At 57.2% G+C, this 24,664-nt stretch carries 23 protein-coding genes; 16 read left to right on the plus strand and 7 right to left on the minus strand.

The features are described from left to right. Nucleotides 1-179: 179 nt before the first annotated feature. On the minus strand, nucleotides 180-1,655 hold the full coding sequence (locus ACLI1M_RS11530) for an NAD-dependent succinate-semialdehyde dehydrogenase (protein ID WP_411706583.1): 1,476 nt from the start codon (nucleotides 1,653-1,655) through the stop codon (nucleotides 180-182). A gap of 338 nt (nucleotides 1,656-1,993) precedes the next feature. Here ACLI1M_RS11530 and ACLI1M_RS11535 point away from each other — a divergent pair, with 338 nt between their 5' ends. From ACLI1M_RS11535 to trpA, 6 genes are read left to right on the plus strand one after another with little or no spacing between them, the layout of a single operon-like run. Beyond that, entirely contained in the window at nucleotides 1,994-3,511 is a 1,518-nt protein-coding gene (locus ACLI1M_RS11535; RefSeq protein ID WP_248100248.1) for an anthranilate synthase component 1, read from the plus strand. Beyond that, entirely contained in the window at nucleotides 3,508-4,155 is a 648-nt protein-coding gene (locus ACLI1M_RS11540) for an anthranilate synthase component II (RefSeq protein WP_411706584.1), read from the plus strand. Before ACLI1M_RS11535 ends, ACLI1M_RS11540 begins: the two co-directional genes overlap by 4 nt. Nucleotide 4,156: 1 nt before the next feature. Further along, on the plus strand, nucleotides 4,157-5,191 hold the full coding sequence (gene trpD / locus ACLI1M_RS11545) for an anthranilate phosphoribosyltransferase (protein ID WP_248100253.1): 1,035 nt from the start codon (nucleotides 4,157-4,159) through the stop codon (nucleotides 5,189-5,191). Further along, the gene (gene trpCF / locus ACLI1M_RS11550; RefSeq protein WP_248100255.1) at nucleotides 5,191-6,597 is read left to right on the plus strand and encodes a bifunctional indole-3-glycerol-phosphate synthase TrpC/phosphoribosylanthranilate isomerase TrpF; all 1,407 of its coding nucleotides are present in this window, start codon (nucleotides 5,191-5,193) and stop codon (nucleotides 6,595-6,597) included. The genes trpD and trpCF overlap by 1 nt, the downstream gene beginning before the upstream one ends. Before the next feature lie 13 nt (nucleotides 6,598-6,610). Beyond that, the gene (gene trpB / locus ACLI1M_RS11555; protein ID WP_023020169.1) at nucleotides 6,611-7,816 is read left to right on the plus strand and encodes a tryptophan synthase subunit beta; all 1,206 of its coding nucleotides are present in this window, start codon (nucleotides 6,611-6,613) and stop codon (nucleotides 7,814-7,816) included. Then, complete coding sequence (trpA, locus tag ACLI1M_RS11560; protein ID WP_248100257.1) at nucleotides 7,816-8,682, plus strand: tryptophan synthase subunit alpha; 867 nt, start codon at nucleotides 7,816-7,818, stop codon at nucleotides 8,680-8,682. The genes trpB and trpA overlap by 1 nt, the downstream gene beginning before the upstream one ends. Before the next feature lie 68 nt (nucleotides 8,683-8,750). Here the strand turns inward: trpA and ACLI1M_RS11565 are convergent, their stop codons facing one another. Further along, nucleotides 8,751-9,962, minus strand: a complete 1,212-nt coding sequence (locus ACLI1M_RS11565) for a dicarboxylate/amino acid:cation symporter (RefSeq protein WP_086588375.1) — start codon at nucleotides 9,960-9,962, stop codon at nucleotides 8,751-8,753. Between the two features lie 192 nt (nucleotides 9,963-10,154). On the opposite strand from ACLI1M_RS11565, the gene ACLI1M_RS11570 reads away from it, so the two are divergent. From ACLI1M_RS11570 to ACLI1M_RS11590, 5 genes are all read left to right on the plus strand, one after another. Beyond that, nucleotides 10,155-10,625 (plus strand): SdpI family protein, encoded by a 471-nt coding sequence (locus ACLI1M_RS11570; RefSeq protein WP_023020172.1) that lies wholly within the window; start codon nucleotides 10,155-10,157, stop codon nucleotides 10,623-10,625. A gap of 338 nt (nucleotides 10,626-10,963) precedes the next feature. Continuing rightward, nucleotides 10,964-11,185 (plus strand): hypothetical protein, encoded by a 222-nt coding sequence (locus ACLI1M_RS11575; RefSeq protein WP_084278937.1) that lies wholly within the window; start codon nucleotides 10,964-10,966, stop codon nucleotides 11,183-11,185. 85 nt (nucleotides 11,186-11,270) lie between these two features. Further along, nucleotides 11,271-11,636, plus strand: a complete 366-nt coding sequence (locus ACLI1M_RS11580) for a Rieske (2Fe-2S) protein (RefSeq protein ID WP_248100259.1) — start codon at nucleotides 11,271-11,273, stop codon at nucleotides 11,634-11,636. 102 nt (nucleotides 11,637-11,738) lie between these two features. Next, a complete protein-coding gene (locus ACLI1M_RS11585) occupies nucleotides 11,739-12,704 on the plus strand; it encodes a bile acid:sodium symporter family protein (RefSeq protein ID WP_411706585.1) in 966 nt (321 codons plus the stop codon). A 15-nt stretch (nucleotides 12,705-12,719) separates the two neighbouring features. Then, on the plus strand, nucleotides 12,720-13,028 hold the full coding sequence (locus tag ACLI1M_RS11590; protein WP_023020176.1) for a hypothetical protein: 309 nt from the start codon (nucleotides 12,720-12,722) through the stop codon (nucleotides 13,026-13,028). A 16-nt stretch (nucleotides 13,029-13,044) separates the two neighbouring features. Here the strand turns inward: ACLI1M_RS11590 and ACLI1M_RS11595 are convergent, their stop codons facing one another. The 4 genes from ACLI1M_RS11595 to ACLI1M_RS11610 are packed head-to-tail and all read right to left on the minus strand — an operon-like array spanning nucleotide 13,045 to nucleotide 16,177. Next, nucleotides 13,045-13,377: a branched-chain amino acid transporter permease gene (locus ACLI1M_RS11595; protein ID WP_023020177.1), complete on the minus strand. Its 333-nt coding sequence runs from the start codon at nucleotides 13,375-13,377 to the stop codon at nucleotides 13,045-13,047. Further along, nucleotides 13,377-14,105, minus strand: a complete 729-nt coding sequence (locus tag ACLI1M_RS11600) for an AzlC family ABC transporter permease (protein WP_248100263.1) — start codon at nucleotides 14,103-14,105, stop codon at nucleotides 13,377-13,379. The genes ACLI1M_RS11595 and ACLI1M_RS11600 overlap by 1 nt, the downstream gene beginning before the upstream one ends. 39 nt (nucleotides 14,106-14,144) lie before the next feature. After that, a complete protein-coding gene (locus ACLI1M_RS11605; RefSeq protein WP_248100286.1) occupies nucleotides 14,145-14,741 on the minus strand; it encodes a YqgE/AlgH family protein in 597 nt (198 codons plus the stop codon). Next, the gene (locus tag ACLI1M_RS11610) at nucleotides 14,741-16,177 is read right to left on the minus strand and encodes a CCA tRNA nucleotidyltransferase (RefSeq protein ID WP_248100264.1); all 1,437 of its coding nucleotides are present in this window, start codon (nucleotides 16,175-16,177) and stop codon (nucleotides 14,741-14,743) included. Before ACLI1M_RS11610 ends, ACLI1M_RS11605 begins: the two co-directional genes overlap by 1 nt. Nucleotides 16,178-16,205: 28 nt before the next feature. Between ACLI1M_RS11610 and ACLI1M_RS11615 the strand changes: the two genes are divergently transcribed. The 5 genes from ACLI1M_RS11615 (at nucleotide 16,206) to ACLI1M_RS11635 (ending at nucleotide 23,718) form a co-directional block, all read left to right on the plus strand. Beyond that, nucleotides 16,206-16,859, plus strand: coding sequence for an NUDIX hydrolase (locus tag ACLI1M_RS11615; protein WP_248100265.1), 654 nt, complete (start codon nucleotides 16,206-16,208; stop codon nucleotides 16,857-16,859). Continuing rightward, the gene (locus tag ACLI1M_RS11620; RefSeq protein ID WP_248100266.1) at nucleotides 16,859-19,054 is read left to right on the plus strand and encodes a DUF6049 family protein; all 2,196 of its coding nucleotides are present in this window, start codon (nucleotides 16,859-16,861) and stop codon (nucleotides 19,052-19,054) included. Before ACLI1M_RS11615 ends, ACLI1M_RS11620 begins: the two co-directional genes overlap by 1 nt. Before the next feature lie 18 nt (nucleotides 19,055-19,072). Then, nucleotides 19,073-22,501, plus strand: a complete 3,429-nt coding sequence (gene murJ, locus ACLI1M_RS11625) for a murein biosynthesis integral membrane protein MurJ (protein ID WP_248100267.1) — start codon at nucleotides 19,073-19,075, stop codon at nucleotides 22,499-22,501. 215 nt (nucleotides 22,502-22,716) lie between these two features. Further along, nucleotides 22,717-23,250 carry a YceI family protein gene (locus ACLI1M_RS11630; protein WP_248100268.1) on the plus strand — a complete coding sequence of 178 codons (534 nt, stop codon included), beginning with the start codon at nucleotides 22,717-22,719 and terminating at the stop codon, nucleotides 23,248-23,250. 180 nt (nucleotides 23,251-23,430) lie between these two features. Next, nucleotides 23,431-23,718, plus strand: coding sequence for a hypothetical protein (locus ACLI1M_RS11635; RefSeq protein WP_239206116.1), 288 nt, complete (start codon nucleotides 23,431-23,433; stop codon nucleotides 23,716-23,718). 120 nt (nucleotides 23,719-23,838) lie between these two features. Here ACLI1M_RS11635 and ACLI1M_RS11640 read toward each other — a convergent pair whose 3' ends face one another. Continuing rightward, a complete protein-coding gene (locus tag ACLI1M_RS11640; protein WP_239207713.1) occupies nucleotides 23,839-24,474 on the minus strand; it encodes a hypothetical protein in 636 nt (211 codons plus the stop codon). Nucleotides 24,475-24,664 lie beyond the last annotated feature (190 nt).

Here is a 24,664-nt window from a genome sequence, read left to right on the forward strand (position 1 = left end):
GTCTTGTTCGGCCTCACTTTTTGCAGCCCAATGCAAACAATATTGACGGTTTGAGCAGGATAAATGCTTTAGTTCGGGAAAACGGGCTCATTTTTAATGAATGTTTACATTATTAAGCCGCAGCCGGGCCCCGAAAGGGAGCCCGGCTGGCCTGTGTGTCTTTTCAGACGCTTGCGTTTCTAAACATTGACATAAGGGTCACGGATGCCCAGGTATTGAACTGAGGTATATTCCTCAATACCTTCGGCGCCACCTTCGCGGCCCAAACCGGATTGCTTGACGCCGCCGAATGGGGCAGCGGCGTTGGAGATGACACCGGCATTGAATCCCATCAGGCCAAATTCGAGACCATCGGCCACGCGCCACAGGCGGTCTGAGTTTTCCGTAAAAACATAGGACGCAAGACCATATTCCGTCTCGTTTGCTAACTCTAGGGCTTCCGCCTCCTCGCTGAAGGTAAAGATAGGTGCAACCGGGCCGAAAATTTCCTCCTGGGCCACGCGGGTTTCACGTGAAACATTGCTCAAGATCGTGGGGGCATAAAAGTGACCCTCACCTTCGCCACGCTTGCCACCGGTAACAACGGTGGCGCCCTTTTCCACTGCGTCATCCACTAAGGCGGCAATATTGTCGAGCACCTTGGCCTCAATGAGGGGACCGCAGGTAACGCCTTCGTCCAGGCCATTGCCCACGACGAGCTTGTTAAACTCCGCCGCCAACTTCTGCGTAAACTCTTCCGCCACGGACTCGTGCACTATGAAACGGTTGGCCGCAGTGCAGGCCTCACCAATATTGCGCATCTTCGCACCCATGGCCCCTGCTACGGCCTGATCGATATCCGCATCCTCAAAGACGATGAACGGAGCATTGCCGCCCAGCTCCATGGAGGTGCGCAGCACATTATCCGCGGCACCCTTCAGTAGAGTCTTGCCCACTGGGGTGGAGCCGGTGAAGGAAAGCTTGCGCAGGCGATCGTCGGCAAGCAAAGGCTCCGAAATGGCTGAGGCAGAGCTTCCGGAAACCACATTGAGCACGCCCTTGGGCAGGCCGGCATCGAGCATGGTTTGCGCAAAGTACTGCGTAGTCAGTGGGGTGAGCTTGGCCGGTTTCAGAACCATGGTGCAGCCTGCCGCAACAGCAGGCGCCACCTTGCGCGTGGCCATCGCGAGGGGAAAGTTCCATGGGGTAATTAGCAGGCATGGCCCGACCGGCTTGCGGCGTGTGACCATACGCAAAGTGCCCTCCGGAACGGGGGAATAGCGGCCATAATCGCGCGTTGCCTCTTCGCTAAACCAGCGCAGGTACTCAGCACCATAGGTGACCTCACCTTGAGACTCGGCAAAAGGCTTTCCCATTTCAAGTGTCATCAGCGTCGCGAACTCATCGGCGCGCTCGTGTACCAGCTCGAAGGCCCGGCGGAGGATATTCGCCCGCTCGCGCGGAGTGGTTCGTGCCCACTCATCTTGCACCGCACAAGCAGCATCTAGAGCGGCTACCGCATCAGCGGAATTAGCAGAATCGAGAGTAGCAATGGTCTCTCCGGTGGCGGGATTTTCCACCGTGAAAGTCTCGCCGGAAGATGCCTTTCGCCACTCGCCTCCAATCAAAAGTTGGGTAGGAACCTTTGCCACTACCTCATTAGGACTCATAGTCATTTACATCACCTTTCTTCCCTTTGTTAATGCACCCAACAGTACCCCACTCGTTTCTTTAAAGTCTTTAAAGTCCCGAATACGGCTTCTTCTGCGAGAAAGCCAGCTCGGGCTGTAAGAATATTTATCGGCAATATCTTCCGAGTTATAGAAATTTGGGTTAAAGTAGCTGCCATGAAGAACATGACTACTGCTTGGTGGTGGCGCGCGTAACCCGCGGGCCATCTTTCGCAACCTATTTTCAGGCTCGCATTCTGCGGGCCTTTTGGCGTTTTTGTGCCTGTGCTCGTGGAAGCTTAATTTTCGTTTCCCATACCCACCCTCTCCGAAAGGGCACTGCAATGCCATACACGGCTACCCGCGACATACCCTACGACAGCGATGCGGCCGCCACATTTGACGCGCTCGCGCAACCGCACGACTCCCTGTTGCTCGAAAGCGCAGACATCGAGACTAAGAAAAACCTCAACTGTCTCGCCATCCTCAAGGCAGCACTCAGAGTCACGTGCCATGGCCACAGGGTGGAGGTGCGGGCCCTCACCAACGCGGGGGAGGTGCTCCTTCCTCCTCTCCGAGACCGGTTCCGCCACCGCCTAGTTTCACGTGAAACTACTACCGCTGTATTCGAATTCCCGCCTTCTGCCGAACCCGACGAGCGGCAGCGACTCCTTGCTGAATCAACCGCTGACATTCTGCGATTCTTCCAATTAGAGGCCACCTATTCCTCTCCGCTACTACCATTTCTAGGGGGCGGGTTCGCTTATGACTACCTGGCCACCTTCGAAGATCTCCCCGAGGTTAAACCGGGGCCGAATTCCTACCCAGACTATGAGTTCTTGGTGGCTCAAACGGTCCTGGAGGTAGACCACCTGCAAAGAACTGCGCGCCTAGAGGGCTGGGATATCGACGAAGACCACCTTAAAGCGGAACTTGATTCCCTAGCCACGCGGCCGGAGACCCCACGCCCCACGGCACCACAGAGAAGCAAGATCCGTGCGGTGGCTGATGCGGATGACGCAACGTTTCGCGCAGACGTGGAAAAGCTCCAACGCAAGATTCACGCCGGCGATATCTACCAAGTAGTGCCCGCGCGTTCCTTCGCGCTGGAATGTCCAAGCGCCCTCGCGGCCTACCGGACGTTACGAGACACTAACCCTTCGCCCTATATGTTTTACGTTCGTGGCGACGGCTATGAGCTATTTGGCGCGTCGCCAGAATCCAATCTCAGGTTCACGCCGGAAGATAGGAGAGTGCAGCTCTACCCCATCGCTGGCACTCGGCCGCGCGGGCTGCGCCCGGATGGGAGCATCAGCCATGAGCTTGATATCCGCAATGAATTAGAGATGCGTACTGACCACAAAGAGATTGCGGAACACACGATGCTGGTAGACCTAGCACGCAATGATCTCGCGCGGGTAGCCGTTCCTCGTAGCCGCCAGGTGGCAGAGCTATTGCAGGTGGACCGCTACTCCCGTGTGATGCACTTGGTCTCCCGAGTCACGGCAACGCTCCACTCAGATTTCGATGCGCTCGATGCCTATCGGGCCTGTATGAACATGGGCACCCTGACGGGCGCGCCCAAGCTTCGTGCCACCGAGCTGGTGCGGCAAACGGAAGGGACACGCCGCGGATCCTACGGCGGGGCGGTGGGGTACCTGCGCGGCGATGGCGCCATGGATAACTGCATTGTCATCCGCTCCGCCTACGTCCAAGACGGCACCGCAGTAGTGCAAGCCGGTGCCGGTGTTGTCAAAGATTCCGTCCCACAGGCCGAGGCCGATGAAACGGTGCATAAGGCCTACGCCGTGCTCAATGCCATTGCCGTAGCACACGGTGCCGACTTGGAGGTGCAGCGATGAGTTCGCCACACATTGTCCTTCTGGATAACCACGATTCTTTTGTCTATAACCTCGTCGATGCCCTAGCTGGGTTCGATACCACAGTATTTCGTAACACCGTTGCGGTCGATGAAGTATTGGGGGCGCGGCCCGACGTAATTGTGCTTTCCCCCGGCCCCGGCCATCCACGGTCGGCCGGCTGCATGATGGAGCTTATCGACGCCACCCTGGGCACCACTCCCATTCTCGGCGTCTGCCTCGGCTTCCAAGCGCTTCTTGAATACCACGGTGGGGCAGTTGCGTCCTGCGGCCCGGTACACGGGAAATCCGTTCCGATGACTCTCACGCCAGCCGGGGTTCAGCATCCCGTACTCCAAGGGCTTGCCACCGATACCGAACCTGATCAACCAAATAGTCTCGGCACACAGATTCCGGTGGCACGCTACCACTCGCTCGGCTGTACGGATATCCCGCACGAGATGCGCTGCCTAGCACACACTTCCTCAGATATCGGCGAAGTAGTGATGGCCGCGGAGACAAAAGACGGTATGGGGCTAGGTCTGCAATTCCACCCAGAATCCGTCCTCACACCCACTGGACCCGTAATGCTCCAACGCTGCATTCACCAACTATCTACCCACACCACTATGGAGAAGGAAAACTAAAATGAGCCGAACACCACTGCGGACCTTTCAGGCCTATCTAAGCAATCCACAACCCACCATCGAAGAAGCCACGGAGCTATTTACCCCCTTGGCCGTGGGCGCCTACGACGATATCCATATCGCGGCATTGCTCGCTCATATCCGGGCTCGGGGCGAGACTTTCGCGGACGTTGCCGGCGCCGCCAAGGCTTTCTTAAAGGTGGGCTATCCCTTCCCCATCACCGGAAAAGGCCTTATGGATTCGGCCGGCACTGGGGGCGATGGCGCAAATACCATCAATATCACGACGGGGGCCTCGCTCGTCGCCGCTGCAGGGGGAGTGAAGATGATCAAGCACGGCAACCGCTCGGTCTCTTCCAAGTCCGGATCTGCGGATGTACTCGAGGCTCTTAATATTCCGCTCGACTTAGACGCCGCCCGAGCGGTCCGCCAATTTGAGGCCTCGAACTTTACGTTTCTTTTCGCCCCCGCCTACAACCCAGCCATCGCCCACGTCCAACCGGTGCGCAAGGCACTGGGCATCTCAACCATATTTAATACCCTCGGCCCGCTCTTGTCCCCAGGACACCCATCACTCCAAATCATGGGCATTGCAAACCCAGATCAAGGCCAACTCATTGCAGAGGTCTTTCGAGAACTTGGCCGCGAGCGCGCCTTAGTCGTCCATGGAGCCGGCACGGATGAGATTGCCACTCATGGCACCACGCAGGCTTGGGAGCTCAGGAACGGCGACATTATCACCTACCAGCTCACCCCTGAAGAGCTCGGTATCGAGCGCCACGAGCTCGCGGAGCTTGCCGGTGGGGATGGCGCTGCAAATGCCTTAGCCCTCCGCGCGGTATTTGCCGGCCGAGGTAAGCCCGCACACGTGGACGCCATCGCTGCCACCGCCGGAGCCATGTTTTACCTCAACGGGACCACGAGGAGTATCGCAGCAGGAGTCTCTCACGCTAAGGATCTGATTAATAGCGGCGCTGTCGAAAAGTGGCTCCATATCCACGAAAGCGCCAACTATGCGGTAGGGGAGAAGAACTAATGACGGCGAAGGAATTGCCAACCGTGCTACAAGAGATCGTCGCCCAGCGCCGCACTCATCTGCCGGCCATTCGCGACAGGTTGTCCTACGTGGACCTCGCTAGCGTACCGCCTTCGGAGCGTTCGCTTGTCGAAGCCCTCGATGGCACCAATCGCTTCATCATGGAATGTAAGTCTGCCTCGCCATCCCTGGGGTTGATTCGCGCGGACTACCGTCCGGGCGATATCGCTCGCATCTACTCACGCTATGCCTCCGCCATTTCGGTGCTGTGCGAGCCTGCGCGCTTTGGCGGCGACTATGACCATCTGCAAACCGTCGCCCAATCTACCCACCTGCCGGTGCTGTGCAAAGACTTCATTGTTGACCCCATTCAGGTTTACGCCGCGCGACACTACGGAGCCGATGCCATCTTGCTCATGATGTCCATCGTGGATGATGACACCTACGTTAAACTCAAGGCGCTGGCTGATGAACTGGGGTTAGACGTCCTGACTGAAGCCATCACCGAGGAAGAGGTGGAACGAGCGCTGCAATTAGGTGGCGACATCATCGGTATCAATAACCGCAACCTCCACGATCTCAGCATCGACCTAGAACGAACCGAGCGCCTCGCTAGCCATATCCCTGAAGGAAAAACGATCGTCTCGGAATCCGGAATCCGCGACAATGCCACCGTCCGCCGGCTGGGCTCTCACGTGCACGCATTCCTTGTAGGCTCACAACTCAGCCGCCAAGAGGATATCGATCGCGCCGCTCGCGATCTTGTCTACGGTGGCAATAAAGTATGCGGGCTTAACTCTGCCTCCGCTGCGCAAGCGGCGCGTGCTGCAGGGGCCCGCTACGGAGGACTTATCTTCGTACGGGAATCGCCGCGCACTGTTTCACGTGAAACCGCGCGTGACATCATCTCCGCAGAGCCGGGTCTGGACTACGTGGCCGTGACACGTTCTTCGGATATCGAAGAGCTACAGAGACTTTCTGAGCTCCCAGGACTCAAGGCACTTCAGCTCCACACCCCATTCCAAGGAAGTGGGGAAGCGGAAAGAGAATTCCTACGCCAGGTACGCAGCGTCGCGGGCGGATTATCCGTCTGGCGTGCCGTCGATATGCTCAGCCCCGATTTCGCAGGACTGGCAACTGACCTTGTCCCAGAAGTAGAAGCGCTAGTCCTGGACTCCGGAAGCGGCGGGTCAGGAAGCTCATTCGAGTGGAGCACTATCCCCCCTGAAGTTAAGGATAAATCCTTCCTCGCCGGTGGCCTCCGGTTAGACAACCTCGAAGAGGCTCTGTCGATCGGCACGATGGGGCTCGATCTCAATTCGGGTCTAGAGTACGCACCCGGCCGCAAGGATTCCTCGCTTGTGTCCCAAGCCTTCCACATCATCCGACGCTATACACACCCATAGAAAGGACACGATCATGACCGTTTCACGTGAAACACTCCTTCCAGCATACTTTGGTGAATTCGGTGGACAGTTCGTCCCAGAATCCCTTATCCCCGCCCTCGACCAACTTGAGAAGGCTTTTGTAGAAGCACAGAATGACCCGTCCTTTCGCGAAGAGCTCAGCGGCCTTCTGCGTGACTACCTTGGCCGGCCCACGCCACTGACAGAGGCAAAAAATTTAGGCGGTAAGGCGAGGATCTTCCTCAAACGTGAGGACCTCGTACACGGTGGCGCGCACAAGACGAACCAAGTCCTCGGACAGGCCCTCCTCGCCAAACGTATGGGAAAGACTCGCATCATTGCAGAAACGGGAGCGGGCCAGCACGGCACCGCCACCGCACTGGCTTGCGCACTCTTAGGGCTCGAGTGTGTGGTCTATATGGGGGCAAAAGACGTCGCGCGGCAGCAGCCCAATGTCTTCCGTATGGAGCTAATGAACGCGAAAGTCGTAGCCGTTGATACCGGGTCCGGAACGCTTAAGGACGCGGTGAATGAAGCGCTCCGCGATTGGACCGCTACGTTCCATGAATCCCACTATCTCCTCGGCACTGCGGCTGGGCCACACCCTTTCCCGACTATCGTCCGGGAGTTCCATAAGGTCATTTCCGAAGAAGCTAAGCAGCAGATGCTTGAGCGTACCGGCGGCCTGCCGGATGTAGTCGTCGCCTGTGTCGGAGGCGGTTCCAATGCAATCGGTATGTTCGCAGACTTCATTGCGGAGGAAAAAGTGGAACTCGTCGGCACTGAACCGGGCGGTGAAGGACTGGACTCCGGCAAGCACGGTGCCACCATCAACAACGGGACCGTAGGAATACTCCACGGCGCACGCAGCTACCTCATGAGGAACGCAGACGGCCAAGTGGAAGAGTCATACTCCATTTCCGCCGGACTCGACTACCCGGGAGTCGGTCCACAGCATGCTTACCTTCACTCCAGCGGCCGAGCACAATACGTTGGCATTACAGACGCCGAGGCATTGGAAGCGTTCCAACTGCTATCCCAGCGGGAAGGGATCATTCCCGCCCTTGAGTCTTCCCATGCTCTTGCTTATGCCTTGAAACGGAAGGATGAGGACATCACCATTGTGGTCTCTTTGTCTGGTCGCGGCGATAAAGATATCGACCATGTTCGCCGCGCACTTGAGGCCCACCCAGAATTTAAACTGCAGGAGAAGCACTAATGAGCAATCGATACGAGAACCTATTCCGATCACTGCGCGAAAGGGGAGAGGGCGCGTTCGTCCCCTTCCTCATGTTGGGCGATCCCACCCCGGAGGACACGCTGGACATTGTACGAACCGTTGTCGCTGCCCGTGCTGATGCACTAGAACTGGGCGTCCCATTTTCTGATCCCGTGGCCGATGGACCGACCATTCAGACGTCTCACCTTAGAGCGCTAGCGGCTGGCGCCACCGTAGATTCCGCCCTAGAACAGGTGCGGACGATTCGCTCAGAATTCCCTGAGCTTCCCATTGGCATGTTGATCTATGGCAACGTGGCTTTCACGCGCGGCTTCGAGCACTTCTATTCCGAATTCGCTAAGGCAGGCGCGGATAGCATCTTGCTACCCGACGTCCCCGTACGCGAAGGCGCTCCATTCATCGCTGCAGCAGAAAAGCCCGGCATAGATCCGATCTTCATCGCCCCGGCTCGTGCCACCGCGAGCACCCTCGAAGGCGTCGCTCACAGCTCGCGGGGTTATATCTATGCCATTTCGCGCGACGGCGTTACAGGTACCGAAAGAGAATCTAAAACCATCGGTCTTGAAGAAGTCGTAGCAAACATCAAAAGATTCGATGGCCCGCCGGTACTGCTCGGCTTCGGCATTTCAGCACCCGAGCATGTGCGCGATGCCGTGGCAGCCGGAGCGGAGGGGGCTATTACTGGCTCGGCCATTACTAAAATCATTGATCGCCACGTTTCACGTGAAACCGCTGCAGAGCGGACCCAAATCGAAGGGACCCCAAGCCGCGCTCGCGTGGACCCCGCGCTGCACAAAGAACTCGCTGAGTTTGTCACCCGCATGAAGGCGGCGACACGGAAATAGTCCCACAACGCATTAAACCCCTCGTCAGCTCTCGACAGCTGAACGAGGGGTGTGGTTTTGGTGAGCCTCTACGCGGTTGCTTCTGCAGATTCCTCTTCGGAGGGGTCTTTCTTGTCGCCTGCGAATTTGTCCACGATCATCGCAATAGCACCGTCGCCGGTGACATTGGCGGCAGTGCCGACCGAGTCGATGGCGATGTAGGCGGCGATCATGAGCGCCACCATGCCATCATCAAAGCCCATCATGTCTGCCAGAAGGCCGGCCGCCACCATGACGGCACCGCCCGGAACGCCCGGAGCAGCAATCATCATGATTCCCAACAAGAAGATGAAGCCAAGTCCGGTACCGGTACTAATATCAAGGTTTGCCATATACACGATTGCGAAGGCATAGAGCGTCAGCTTAATCATCGAACCGGACAAGTGGATGGTCGCGCACAGCGGAATGACAAAGCTTGCCACCGGCTTTGAAATGCCATTCTTAAGCGTAGACTCCAAGGACACCGGGATAGTCGCGGCAGAAGAGGAGGTTCCCAAAGCCGTGAAATAAGCCGGCAGCATATTGCGAAGCGCCTTGAAGGGATTCTTCCCAGTAATCGCACCAGCAATGATGTATTGCAAGACCAAGTAAACTAGGGTCATGACAACCGCCAAAATCAAAACCTTGGCAAAGGCCGAAAGTACCGAGCCCAGATTGCCATTCATGCCCAATCCCAAGAACATGCCAAAGATATAGAAGGGCAAAATCGGCACAACAAAGCCCCAGATTACCTTAACTACGACGTTCTCCAATTCCTTGGTGACAGCGTACAAGGTATCGGACTTCACGGTAGTCATAGCTACACCGATGCAGAACGACAACAAGAGGGCAGTCATAACCTCAAAAGGCGGCGCCATCTCCACCTCGAAGTAGGGAGAGAGTGCACCCTCATCAATATCGGAGACATTAGTAATCAGATTCTGACCACTAAGCATGGTGGGGTAGAGCCAGTGGGCAAGCACGTAGGCAAGAAGACCGGCGACAATAGTGGAGCCATAGGAAATCCCCGCTGTAACCCCCAGCCACTTACCGGCACCACGCCCGAGACCCGCAATGGACGGAGCGATCAGCGCGAAAATAAGGACCGGGATAAAGAAGTTGAGGAAGTTGCTAAATAGTCCATTGAAGGTGGCGAATACGCGACCAAACCATTCTGGCGCGAATCGGCTGACCACCACGCCAAGGATGATGGCAACGATAATGCGGAACAACAAAGATTCCGAGAGTTTCTTGAGATTCATATACTTACAATCAGATCGGGTGCTCTACCTCTAGGACTAAACGACCGAGGTGAAACAGCGCAGTGCGGAGGCCAAGGTCGATTCAATATCTATCAATCGACCTTAAATGCATACTACCTGAGCGCACACAGCGACAGAGCACTCGGCCTAGGCGCAATTTTTATCTCAGCACTACAAGGCTAAACTGAATACATGATCGCAGTGGGAATCATCTTCTTCATCCTCGCCGTCTTCCTCATCGTTGTAGGTACCATGGCCTCAACCAAGCGCCTACCCGGAAATAACTACATTGGCTTGCGACTGCAAGAAATCCGCAAGTCTCGCGAAGCGTGGGATAACGCCCATCGCATCGCTGGTCCATTCTGGATCCTCAGCGGTGTCTGCCTAATTTTCGGTGGAATCGTCGCGCTTAGCGCTGAGGGCTGGATGTGGCTCCTTCCGGTTCTTACCTTTGTGGCGGCAGTTCTCGCCCTATCTGTAGGTTCCAACCTCGGCTCGCGTGCCGCGTTCCTCTACGAACAGGCACACGCTAGTGAAGAAGGTTGTGGGGATTCCTGCAATTGTGGCTCCGACGGTTGCGGTGGGGAAGAGGCTGCCGCGGCTTCTGCACCGCAGGTCGATGTCGACGCACTCCGTCACGCCGCACGAGAATCTGACAGATAGCAGCGCCTGCTGCACAACCGCCCCCCTCTGGATAAGAATTACGCCTCATCCAGAGGGGGAATTTTTGTAGCTATTTCCTCTCGCTTGAATAGCTCATTGGATGTTTCCCGACAGTCACAGTGACGTTATAGGTCAGGCTCGTTACATCTTCTTGTTCCGTCACTTACGATATCCCGTCACTCTTTCAATATATTGGTCAATTCAACGCTAGGCTACGTTAATAATTGGATTACCGTACTTTTCGCCTTACTGCCAATAACGATGGAGATTGCGTAAAGCTTCCGGGGAACCCAGAAAGTAAAGAGCATCAGAGGCCTCCGCTGGGCAAAATGATACATATGAAGAAAAGCACCGCCCTCGCAGCCATCGCCGCTTCGACCTTTGCCATTGGCGCTTATAACGAGCAAGGCCACAAAGAGGCAACATCCACACCGGTAGCGGAGGGGCAGCAGTCGGCCCATAGCATCGTCGATGATTTAGGCATTGAATCTGGCACCTATGAACTCACTCCTACACCCACTGGCTCCCCTGAAACATGGGAGGGCTATCTGGTTAGTTAACTTCTGTGTTTCACGTGAAACTCTAAATTCGCTCAGCTACACGGCTGAGTCACAAGCCACCATCACCACCAGCTAGACTAAGGGCATGAATAAGTGCTCTCGCCGAATCTTCTTGCTCGGTACCGCTACCACTTTCGCAGGTGCCTACCTAGCAGCCTGTGGTTCTTCTCCGTCCGCGGAAATCGCAGCTACGGAAATTCCAGTCGGATCCGCGAAGATTGTAGATGGCGTCATTTTTACTCAGCCGAAAGAAGGTGAGTTCAAGGCCTATTCCCAGACCTGTCCGCACCAGCACAATCCGATCACCAAGATCGATGGCATGACGGCCACCTGCACCGCACATAACACCTCCTATGACCTCAGCGATGGAAGCGTAATATCCGGACCGGGCCGCGACCCCTTGGAAGGATACGAAGTTAAGCAAGACGGCTCTAATGTCACTACGACCTAGGGTGCATTCCTCCCTATGTGGTTTCACGTGAAACCACAGAAGGCATATTTTTGGCCCGAGTATTTCCCGGGCAGAAGGAGGGGCAAGGTTTAAACTTTTAGAATGCTGCAGAGTTTAAAGAAACCCGACCCCCTCATAGTGCTCATCATCTTGGCGGTCCTCCTTGCGGTCATTGCACCAGCTCGTGGGGTTTTTGCCGAGACATTCGGCCAGCTAACAAATGTTGCGATCGCTTTCCTCTTCTTTTTGTACGGCGCTAGGCTCTCCACTCAAGAGGCCCTCAATGGGCTTAAGCATTGGCGCCTACACCTAACGATCCTGGCCTTCACCTTTGTGGTCTACCCGCTCATAGGTATAGCGCTACGACCGCTTACCGCTTTCATTTCGCACGATATGTACCTGGGGATCTTGTTTCTCACGCTGGTACCGTCCACCGTGCAATCTTCGGTTGCCTTTACCTCCATTGCGAAGGGAAACGTTGCAGGCGCAATCGTGTCAGCATCTACTTCTAACTTGGTCGGAGTATTTATTACCCCTTCGCTGGTTATGCTCCTCATGGGTACCGGGGGAGGAGTCCACATCGACACTTCCGTATTTGGAGAAATCGCGCTCTTGCTGCTGGCTCCCTTTATCCTGGGTCAGCTGACTCGGCGCTGGGTTGGCAAATTCGCCCAAAGCAAGGCCACCAAAGTGGTAGACCGCGGCTCCATTGCCATGGTGGTGTATTCTGCCTTTTCCAAAGGCGTAGTAGACGGAATTTGGTCCTCCATCTCAATATGGGAGTTGGCCTTCCTTGTCGCCTTCGCAGCGATCTTCGTTGCTTTCATGCTGTGGCTCACCAAGAAGGTGAGTGAAAAATTGGGATTCAAGCGCGCCGATACAGTCGCAATCGAGTTCTGTGGATCGAAGAAGTCACTAGCCACGGGCCTACCCATGGCCTCGGTTATCTTTGCTTCTGGGGGAACGTCTCTTGGTCTACTTATCCTGCCGTTGATGATTTACCACCAGGTCCAGTTAATGATGTGTTCGTGGCTGGCATCCCGCTACGCCCAGCGTGCCACCACGTAGCTACACTTAGGTCCTATGGCGAATTATCTATACGTACGAACTGAACTAACCGTGCCCGGCGTAGGCTCGGCCATCCATATGGCGGAAATGGAGGAGCAAGATGCGCGCAGCTGTCGAATGGTCCGCATGATCGCCCTGGATCCCTCAGATGCCATAGTTGGTGTGGCTACCCCGACCAGTTCCACGGGAAACGTAGATCAGCCGCAAGAGGTTGTCCCGCACCCGGATACCTACGATGAGTTTCCAGACATTAGCGCCCACTACGTGGACCAATCTCATTTCGACGCCCTATGGTCCGAAGCTACCGCCAAGTTCGGCCTTTAGGGTTCAAACACGGTGCCTACAAGACAACGTTAACGAGAAGCATATAAAAGGCGGTTCCTCCGAAGATGGACAGCGCTGATTCACGCTTCCACAGGTGGAGCAGGAAGGTTACTACCACGCCGAGGAGAGCCGCCCAGATGCCCCCAGGGGCACCAGCCTGCCCGTAGACGGTATAAACCACCAAAATGGTCATCACACCTACAGGCATCATCATGCCCAGCAATGAAAAGAACTGGCTATCCTTCATCCATTTCACAAAGGAAAAGGGAAGCTGGCGCAGCACAACGGTAATAAGGCCGACGGGGACCAACACTGCGGCGATGGAAGCAAGCGTAACTCCAGCGGGCATTAGCGTTCCTCCCGGAATCTCGTAGACTCGCCGCGGCTACGCAAGCCAATAGCGGCATCGATGCGGGGAGATGCGTAGCGGATAATAAGCAGAATGAAGTAGGCACTCAGCCCCACCATGAGCAGTTGTCCTGGGGCGAAGACTGCAGCAAGGATTCCCACCACCACAGCACTTAACGGCAATGAAAAGTCCTGGTTACTGCGGAAGGAATCCATTGCAAGCACGACAAAAAGGGCAACCAGAGCGAATTCCATTCCCTGCACGGAAGAGGGAATCACTCGGCCGGCGAGGGCACCGACGATGCCGCCGCCTACCCACAAGACCTGACAAAAGATTTGGATGGTGAGTATTCGGTTCCCACTCGGGCGCTCCTCGGCGGGGAGGGAGGAGACGATGGCATAGGTTTCGTCGGTAAGCGCATATGTGGAATAAGCCCGGCCCACCCGTGAATGAATGCGGTGCCGGGGAAAGGTGAGGCCATAGAAAATATGGCGGAAGTTCACCATGAATCCGGTAACCAACGAAGCAAAGGCGGAAGCCCCACCAGTAACCATGGAAATGGCCAAGAATTCCATAGAGCCGGCGTAGATGACGAGGGAGAAAATCGGCGTCCACCACCAGCTGAAACCGCATTGGACCATGAGTAGGCCGAAGGCTAGGCCGAGGGGAATAAGGCCGATCGCGGCGGCCCAGGTATCTCTTAATCCTTGAGAAATATCCGGGCGCATGCGGGCTAGTCTAGCCCATTGCCTGCAGCGCGATAGGAATTAATTGTCTTCCACGTTGACTGGATATGTGGAATAGAGAGGCAACGGCATGGGCTGACGTTTCATAACATCGGCCCAGAGATCGGCCGGACCTGGAGTAATAACGTCTTGGGCAAGGGCAGGGGAGACGAACCATTCGCCGGCCTCGATTTCCTCCTCCAACTGGCCCGGGCCCCATTCGGCATAGCCGGCAAACATACGCATGCCAGAAACTAGGGGCTCGATCTCTTCTGGGTCCGCGCGCAGATCCACATGTGCCAGGCGCGGTGCGAGGCGGGTGAGCCGATCTTGCTTGTCCACATCGACGCCCTGTTTAGTCTGCGCGAGCCCAACAACGGATTGTTGGTTGAGCGGACCGCCGATATACAGCGCCTGCGGTTTAGCCACCACGGAAAGCCATTCCGGCAGCACATTGAAAATAGCTACCTCAGAGCGCTTGGTCAGATCCACGCCGAAGGTCATAATGTCATTGTGCTCAATGACGAGGATGACGGAGCGGGCGAATTCCGGCGAAAGCATGCCCGGAGCAGCGATAAGAAGCTGGCCGGGGGCGGGGTCATTGCGCTCGAGGGCGTTAAATAATCTATCGGCAAACATCACTGTTTAGAATCCCACCACTCGCGCAACTTCGCAATCGCTTCCTCGCGCTCGAGGGGGCCGTGCTCTAGGCGCAGCTCCTTGAGATAAGACCATGCCTGGCCCACCTCAGGGCCGGGCTGAAGACCGAGGATTTCCATAATCTCGTTGCCGTCAAGGTCCGGACGCACGCGAGCCAGGTCCTCCTTGCGGCCGATCTCTTCGATGCGCTCCTCAAGCTGATCATAGGTGCGCTGGAGTCGACGGGCCTTTTTAGCATTGCGGGTGGTGCAATCGGCGCGCACCAGCTTATGCAGACGGGGGAGGAGATTTCCGGCGTCGGTGACATAGCGGCGCACGGCAGAATCGGTCCACTGATTTTCCCCGAACCCGTGGAAGCGCATGTGCAGGTACACCAGCTGGCCGATGGCCTCCGTGGTGGCCTTGGGGTACTTCAACTTGCGCAGGCGCTTGCGGGCAAGCTTGGCGCCCACCACCTCGTGGTGGTGAAAGGAGACCTTGCCATCGGTGTTATCAAAGGTATCCGGTTTGCCAATATCGTGTAGAAGCGCCGCCCAGCGCAGGACAAGGTCTGGGCCATCTTCTTCTTGGTCCATGGCCTGACTTAGCACCTTCAGCGAGTGAGCATAAACGTCCTTGTGCTGCGCGTGTTCATCCGCGGTCATACGCAGTGCGGGGATCTCCGGAAAGATATAGTCCGCAATTCCGGTGGAAACCAGCAGGTCAATGCCGTCCCACGGTGCAGTGCCGCAGATAAGCTTATCCAGCTCCACCTGTACGCGCTCTACGGTGATGCGCTGGATCTCGCCGGCCATATCCCGCATGGCATCTACCACCCGATCGGCGACGCGAAATTCCAGCTGGGACGCAAAACGCGCCGCCCGCAGCATGCGGAGCGGATCATCGTGGAAGGAGATTTCCGGCTTGTCCGGGGTATCGAGCACCCGGTCGGCCACATCCTGGAGGCCGTGGAGGGGATCGTGGAAGGTAAAAGAGGCGTCGGCAAGCAGCTCGATGGCCATCGCATTGACCTTAAAGTCACGCCGCACTAGGTCACCTTCCAAGGTGTCACCATAGACCACCTCAGGGTTGCGGGACTGGCCATCATAAGAATCGGAACGGAAGGTGGTGATCTCAATCTGCTGACCCTTATAGGCCGCGGAGACGGTACCGAAGTCGATGCCGGTATCCCACACGGTCTCAGCCCACTCATCCAAGATCTCTTTAACCACGTCCGGGCCGGCCGGAGTGGTAAAGTCCAGGTCATTTCCCAAGCGGCCCAAAAGCGCATCGCGCACAGAGCCGCCCACAAGGTAGAGCGAATAGCCACGGGCGGCAAATTTCTCCACCAAACCGCCCAGCAGGTCGCTGAGGGAGGAGACGGTGGATTCCGCGCGGGCAAGAACGCCAATTAGCTGAGTGTCCTGAAAATTCACGGGTGAGAGTCTACTACGATTGGCAGGGATGACTAACCAAGAACAGGGCCCCTCTAAGGGAGGCGGCCGCAACCGTAACCGGTCCCGGCGCAGGCGGCGCCGCCGGCCGGATAATCGCGCGCGCCGCAGCACTCAGCAGCGCAGGCCCTACCGCGGTGGCAATGGCCAATCCACGGCCATGGAAACCCGCGATGAAACCTCCGCCGGCGGCCTTGTTGTCTCTGGTTTGGCGGAGTGTGTCGATGCCACTGGCCAGGTAGATCTTTCCCGGCTTTATGTGGCGCTCATCGGCCGCCTCGACCGTCGCGGACGCCTGCTGTGGTCCATGCCTAAAGGCCACGTAGAAAATGGCGAGGCCAAAGAAATCACCGCTGAGCGCGAGGTATGGGAAGAAACCGGCATTTCCGGTGAGGTTTTTGCAGACCTCGGCATGATTGATTATTGGTTCGTCTCTGATGGGGTGCGTATCCATAAGACAGTGCACCATCACTTGCTGCGCTTTGTAGACGGCATCATGAACGATGAGGATCCGGAGGTCACCGAGGTCGCATGGATTCCCGTCTCTGAACTCATCGAGCATTTGGCCTACGCCGACGAGCGCAAATTGGCGCGCATCGCGCATGATCTCCTTCCCGATCTCGCACGAAAGGAAGCCGCTGCGGGGAAAGTGACCCCACGGTAATGCGCCAACGCCTGAAGTCTTGGGCCGCCGTGGGCGGCTGCCTGGCGGTAGCGGGGTGGGGATTGGGCCTGCCGCTGCCAGAGGCCGCCGCGCAGATGGATTCGGCTGCGGGAAAACAGCAGGATATCCAGGCATGGTTGGGCGCGCGCGGACCAGAGCGGGCCACTCTCGATCTCATCAAGGCCGAACCCTTCACCGTGGGCAAGGAACTGAAACTTACCTTCCAGGTGCACAATCCCACCGATGAAGCCATGGAAGACCTCCAGCTGACCAGCCGCCGTGGCAATGCCGTGGAGAGTACTGCACAGGCTCGCACGCAGCTGGCCACCGGCGAATTCCCGTATTACGGCCCCAGCACCACCACCGCGCCCCTGCAACCGGGCGAAACCCGAGAGGTTACCTTCCAGGTTCCCACCTCCTTACACGGCGAGCAGACCCTAGCCATCGAAGACGCCGGCGCCTATCCGCTGCTATTTACCCTCACCGGCACTGTCGGCGGCGAAGCGGTCAGCTTTGCGGAAGAACGCCTAATAGGCCAGGTGCAGGGAAAGAAACAGGCGCTTGGCGATGCCCCCTCGGAGCCCAAACCCCACGATCTCACCGTGGTCTATCCCATCAGCGCCGATATCGACTCGGTACCAGGCGGCGCTGGGGGAGAAGACCTTATTCTCGCCTCCGATGAGCTAGCCACCGAGCTGGCTGAGGGCGGCCGCCTCGATCGCTTGGTGAGCACCTATGCGGACCACGATCTGCGCGGGGCAGGCTGCGTAGCCATCGATCCCGCACTCTTGGACACGGTCAACCGCATGGCGGAGGGCTATAAGGTGGGTTCGTCCCGCCCGGCTCAGGCGGAGCGTCCTAAGCGCCTGCGTGATTCGTGGTTCAATAACAACGACGATGTGCACCTCGAACCCGGCACTGGCAAAGAGGATGCCGCCCGCTGGCTCAAGCGCCTGCGCGAACTCGATTGCTTTATGTCTATGCCGTGGGCAAACGCCAATGCTTCATCCGTGGCCAAGGCGAATAATCCCTTCCTTACCTACGAGGGGCTGCAGCGCGGCAACCACACCATCGAGCGAATTCTCGGCACCAAGCCAGCCACCTCTGTCCTCGCGGTTGGCTCCGGCTATGTGGATCAACAACTGCCCCTGCCCGCACTGGTGGCTGATAATACTTCGTGGCCCGGCCGCGCCGTGACTTTCGACGCCTCCCTGGGCGCCCTCCTCGCCCAAACCGGCTCCAAACCACAGACGGTGGGCTATTCCAACCCAGAGCTGCGCTACGACTACTCGCTCGATTCCGAACTTTCCCGCGCCATCACCGGCGGCGCCGCGTTGAGTTTAGCCGCTAGCGATGACACTGTGGCGCGTTTGCCCAATTACTTGGATCCCAGCGCCGCCGAATACGCGCTTGACTCCGCCGAAGCGCTCATCGATTCCGGCCAGTCCCATGCGCGTACCGTCGGCAGCCTCAAGCAGGAAACCGCCGATCCGGGGTCACTGCCTGGCAGCCCCTTTAGTGATCCCGCCGCCTTCGCCGAATCCGATATCGTCCGCGTGGAGCAGCAGGCCCGCTATACCGATGAGCTGATGAATATCATGGTCGATGATCCAGATATCGCACTGACTCCCTATGAATTCGTCCTGCCTTTGCGCCGGGATTTGCTGGCCGCGCTCTCGCTGACCAACCGCGATAGCTTGGGCAGTAATGCTGAAGCGCGGCGAAGGTTCACCCACACGATGGATGTGCATTCGAATACTTTGCGCGATCTGCGATCTTCTGTGGCGCTTATCCCACCGGGCAATGTTTATACCCGCGTATCCGAGTCATCGCCGCTGCTCATCGTGGCAGAAAATGGGCTTCCGCTACCGGTGGAGGCCAAGCTGCAATACGATGCCCCCGATGGCGCGCGCCTCAACACGCCCAAGAGTGTCCGTATTCCGGCCAAGGGCTCTATTACTGTATCCATGACCGCCGATATGCCTAAGGACGTCGATCGCACAGACATTGGCCTGTGGCTTGCCACCCCAGAAAAGCAAACCATCTCGGAGCCGATCAGTATCGCTGTGCAAACGCGTGCCGGTATCGTAAGCGTGTATGGCGTCGGCATAGCCGGCGCTCTTGCGCTGGTCCTCGCCACTCTCTTCCGGCTAGGCCGCCATCGGCGCAAAAAATCACAAAGGCTTAAAAAGTAAGTTGAAGTTGTATCCTCTATGACTGATAAAACTGGCCGCGAGGCCGAACACGTGGAGAAGTCACCTGCGGGTGTAGTTGACCCGAAGGATGCCGCCGTGCCGGCAGAGCACCCCGCCCCAGCGGGTGCCCGCGGCCGCATCGTCCGCGCCTCTCCTCCCGCTCCGGTGCCAGAAAAGCGCCCCACGCCCGCGGTGCAGGACACCACCGTTCCTCCCGAGGAGGACAAGTCCGCGCTCACTGGACGCAACGCGGAAAACGAATCATCCAATCAGGACGTCATCCGCGCGACGGGCACGATGGCCATCGCGACGCTGCTATCCCGCGTCACCGGCTTCCTGCGCCAGATGCTCATCGGCGCCACCCTCGGTGCCACGGTGGGCACCGCGTTTAGTAGCGCCAACCAGATCCCCAACCTCGTCACCGAGATCGTATTGGGTGCCGTGCTGACCTCTCTGGTCGTGCCCGTTCTCGTACGCGCCGAAAAAGAAGACACGGACCGAGGCGAGACCTTTGTCCGGCGGCTATTTACCCTGGCCTTTTCTATCCTGGGCATAGTCACCATCGCCTCCGTGGTGCTCGCACCCTTCTTAACGAGGATGATGCTGCCGGAAGATTCCAAGGCCAATGCCGTGCAGGCAACCTCCTTGGCCTTCTTATTGCTGCCGCAGATCCTCTTCTACGGCCTCTTCGCCCTCTTCCAGGCCGTTCTTAATACTAAGAATATCTTTGGTCCAGGTGCGTGGGCGCCGGTAGTCAACAACGTCATCTCCATTAGCGTGCTGCTGGCTTATCGCTTCCTGCCCGGCCAGCTCGACCCGCACGAGCCCACCCCGGTGGCCGATCCCCACGTCATGCTATTGGGCTTGGGCACCACCACGGCGGTGATGGTGCAATGCCTCATCTTGTTGCCGTACCTCAAAAAGGCCGGCATTAACCTGCGCCCCAAGTGGGGCTTGGATGCCCGCATCAAGCAATTCGGTGGCATGGCTCTGGCCATCATCACCTATGTGGCTATCTCCCAGTTGGGCTACGTGATCACCTCCCGCGTAGCCGCCTATGCGGATGCCGGCGCCCCACTGGTCTATCAGAATGCTTGGCTCATGCTGCAGGTGCCCTATGGCGTAATCGGCGTGACGCTGCTGACGGCCATCATGCCGCGCCTGTCCCGCAACGCCGCCGACGGCGATGTTGATGCCGTAGTCCGCGATCTGACCTTGGGCTCAAAGCTGACCTTCATCGCGCTTATCCCCATCGTCATTTTCATGACCGGCTTTGGTGTACCGATTGCCCGAGCCCTCTTCCAATACGGTGCCTACGGCGCCGAGAGCGCCGAGCAGCTTGGCCTGACCATCAGCTTCTCCGCCTTCACGCTCATCCCGTATGCCTTAGTGCTGCTGCACCTGCGCGTGTTCTATGCCCGCGAGGAAGCCTGGACGCCGACCTTCATCATCGCCGGCATCACGCTGACCAAGATCGTCCTTACGCTTTTGGCCCCGTTGATGACGTCCAACCCGGACCGCGTGGTGATTTTGCTCGGTACGGCCAATGGCTTTGGCTTCGTCTCCGGTGCGGTCATCGGTGGCTTCTTGCTCAAGCGCAAGCTCGGCAGCCTCGGCGGCAAAGCCGTCACGCAGACCGTGCTGTGGGCTTCTGGTGCCGGTCTCGTAGGCTTGGTTGTCTCCTGGGTGCTGTACTGGGGCGTGAATTACCTCCTTCCAGAGAATTTGCCCTCCATCGTCTCGCTGATCAAGGTCGCGGTGCTTGGAGTCATCTTCCTCATCGCCACCGGCCTGGTGCTCTCTAAGTCCTCCTTGCCGGAGGTCCAGAACCTGGCCCGCGCCTTGCAGCGCATCCCGGGCATGTCCCGCTTCATCAAGGTCGATTCCTCCAAGGCTATCGAGCTGGAGGAGCCCGACGTGCCGGAAATCCGGCCGGTATTCACCCAGGATGCCTTCAATGCCACCCTGGTACCGCCACCAATGTCCGCCGGTATCGTCCGCGGCCCACGCCTCGTGCCGGGCGCCCCGGTATCGGATGGTCGCTTCCGCTTGCTCCAAGATCACGGTGCGGTCACCGGTGCACAGTTCTGGCAAGCACGCGAGCAGTCCACCGGCCGCCTAGTCGCGTTGACGTTCGTCGATACCAATAGCCTGGCACCGATTGCGCCATCGACTCCGGGAGTTGCCGCCCGCCGCTCCGCCGAGATTTCGCGCAATACCCGCCGCCTTGCCGAGCTGGAGCTCGATACCGTGGCGGATAATATCCAAGTCCTGTCCTACCGCACGGGCTGCCTGGTGGTGGCGGATTGGTTCGAGGGCACCTCCCTCAAGCAGGTGGCTGAGGCCGATAACCTCGACCCCCATTCTGTGGCTCGTGCTACTGCGCCGCTATTTGCTGACGCCGCCGCTGCCCACGATGCCGGCCTCATCCTCGGAGTGGAACACCGCGACCGCTTCCGCGTTTCTACCGACGGTGTAGTCAAGGTGGCCTTCCCCGCTGTACTGGATGGCACCTCCGCCGCCACCGACCGCGAGGCCCTCAGCTCCGCCCTGGAGCTGCTCGTGGAGTCCACGGAGCCTTCGCCGAAGAAGCTGCGCGATATTTCTGAAGATGCCAACCTCTCGGCCGACCAGGCCGCCCAGCGCGTCGAGGACGCGCACTTTGCCCTCGATAGTGCTGATGAGGACAGCCGCGAGGAAAAGATGGAACAGCTGCAGGAGGCAAAGGCGCTGACCTTGGCCGGCATCGCCCAGCGCCTGCACGACTTCGCACCGGAGGAACCGGAGGAAGCACCCGAGGCCTTGCCGGTAAAGGCAGAAGAAGAACCGGCCCAAGAGGATGACCCGGCCCAAGAGCCTGGCTTCGGCGGCCGCGGTTATTCCGGTTCCGGCGTCATCGTTATCGGTATCTTCGCCACCATCTTCGTCGTAGCGATGGCTGCATTGACCACCTGGATCATGTCCTTGCTCAGCGATGTAAAGGCGTCTAATCCGGTCAGCGAAACCATCCACGGCAGCACGGACATTCCGGATACCCCGCCGGTGCGTCTCCAGCCTTCCTCTGCGGTTACCGTTCCTGATAACAAGGACGACGCTGCGCTTATCGACGGCAAAACGGCCACCACCTGGTCTACCGAAGAGGAGGACACCGGCATCCTCGTCACTGTCGATTCGCCAACGCACTTCGCAGTCTTGCCGGTGGTGCAATCCAATTCGACTGGGGCGAAATATGCCGTCTATGGCGTTAATCGTGACCGCTTCAACCCAGAGAACCCACAGGCCGGCTCTCTGTACCAACTGGCAAGAGGCAAGTTCAAAAACGGCAAGGAAGACATCGAGCTGGAGAAAACCCCCGAGCAATTCGACGGCCTGCTGCTCATGATCACCGAGCTACCCAAGTCCAATAAGGCAACCATCGCAGACATTGGGCTCGTTGGACAGCCCTAGGAAAACTTCGGATACATGAACCCACATTGCGGTCCATGAAATGACGGCCGAACTGAAGAAAATCGCCTTCAGTTCGGCCTTAGTTTTTATTTTTCTTCAACACAAAACTTCATGAGCTGCGCCTTCTAAACTTTTTTACTTCAAGTATTGACCATTTAGGAGTAGTGCGTACACTGTGGGGTGTAACGCAAGCAACAATTTTAGGAGTATTCACTATGTCCCTCGCAGCAGGTACCTACGCACTCGATCCAGCCCACACCGTTATCGGATTCGTAGCCAAGCACGCAATGGTCACCAAGGTCCGCGGCAACTTCGCCGATTTTGAGGGCACCATTACCGTGGCCGAGAACATCGCCGAGTCCGCTGCTGAGGCAACCATCCGCACCGCTTCCATCACCACCGGCAACGATGACCGCGATGCACACGTAAAGAACGAGGACTTCTTCGCAGTAGAGCAGTACCCGGAGATCACCTTCAAGGCCACCAACCTCAACGTTGATGAGAATGGCAACGGCACCGTAACCGGTGACCTCACCATCAAGGACACCACCAAGTCCGTCGACCTCGATGTAGAAGATGTTGCTACCGCTGAGGACCCATTTGGCAATACCCGCCTGGGCTTCGAGGCAACCACCAAGATCAACCGCAAGGACTTCGGCATCGACTTCAACGCTCCGCTGAAGACCGGCGGCGTACTGGTCTCCGAGGAGATCAAAATTGAGCTCGAGGTCTCCGCTATCAAGCAGTAGACCCGTAACTCCAAACACACTAGAAGCATTAAGCTTCCCCAAGCCCGCAGCCACCTTCTGGCTGTGGGCTTTTCCTACGTCTTCCGATATAGCGGTACAGCCACTCCTTACCCTTGGGAAAGCATTTCAGCGTGAACATGAAGACATAAAAAGTAATTTTCATGGAAAATATGGTGCTGCGTGGAGGACGGTAAGTGCGTCACCGTTGAAATGAAGTACATGGAGGTACCAATCGCGGATACTTTCTATGGCGTTGACCTTAATCGTCACCCCGCGGAGACCGCACAGGAGAGCACTGAACGAGTCGCACAAGAGCTACAACGCCAAGGAATCCGCACCGAGACAAATAATTTCCTCATCTTATTGCCTGACCACTTAGTCGCAATCGAAGTGAACGAAGGCGTTGCTTGGTTCGATCCTGACTATTGGAGTCTTGAGGACTTTCTTGAAACGTCGTTCCTTGCCTAGTGAAAAGTAATCCTTGGATGTTAGCGAACGAGGCGGCGGCATGATTCAACGGAAAATAGTTAGAATGCACACCAACTGTGATGACGGTTTCAGTTTCCCACTTTGTACTGCGATATATGCCTAAGGGCGCTGTGCTCGTAAAGCGGAGACTCTGGAATTGTTCTTGATCCATGTTGCGGCATGAGGATCAATGAAACCCGCTATTTCTTGGATAGCGTTATCAACGGAGTCGAGATGTGCGACTTCACGGGCTCTATCGCGCTGTTGAACGATTGATTCGTGGTGAGAGCACCTATTTCTCATTTCATAAACAATGACTACAAGCTCTTCGAACTGCTGTCTGCTGTCAGGGGGTTTCTTCAACGCCCTCTTTACCTGAGGCCAGATGCTTGCTTGATAGTGGTTACTTAAAAGGTAACGCCAGAAGTCGAAGCTGAGTTCAGCAATGATTTTTCCCGGTAACGCCCCTCCTCCTCCAGCTCGTCTTTTCGCTTTGCGGATATTCTTCTTTGCCGCAACGTTGAAAGGTATTCGATCGTCATCAAACCATCGGTCACCGTACCTTCTGGTTAGGGCACTGTGAATGCAGTTTCGAAGAAGTACTTCAACATGCTCAATGTCAGCGAGATAGGTCTTCGTGAGGTGAGTATTCCAAAGGTATAGCGCCTCTGGTGTGGGGTGATCGGCGTACCGGCTCATCCGCGCGGATGAAAACCATTGGGATAGCGGTACGGGGGCCAATCTTGGATTACTCATTATGGAAATGCTAATCTCTATCTTGAAAGCCTCGGAACGATCCCTGCACTACGAAAGTAGGAGTAAATCGCCGAGGTTATTGATTTTTCCGGACGATTAATTTCTTGCACGTCTTTAGATCTAGTCGTGAGGCCCACCTTACTGTGCACCTGAGACGGCAACTAGGTTCTTTCGCAAATCTTGCGTGCTG

It is taken from the genome of Corynebacterium sp. LaCa54 (genome assembly GCF_046717495.1).
Classification (GTDB): Bacteria; Actinomycetota; Actinomycetes; order Mycobacteriales; family Mycobacteriaceae; genus Corynebacterium; species Corynebacterium kefirresidentii.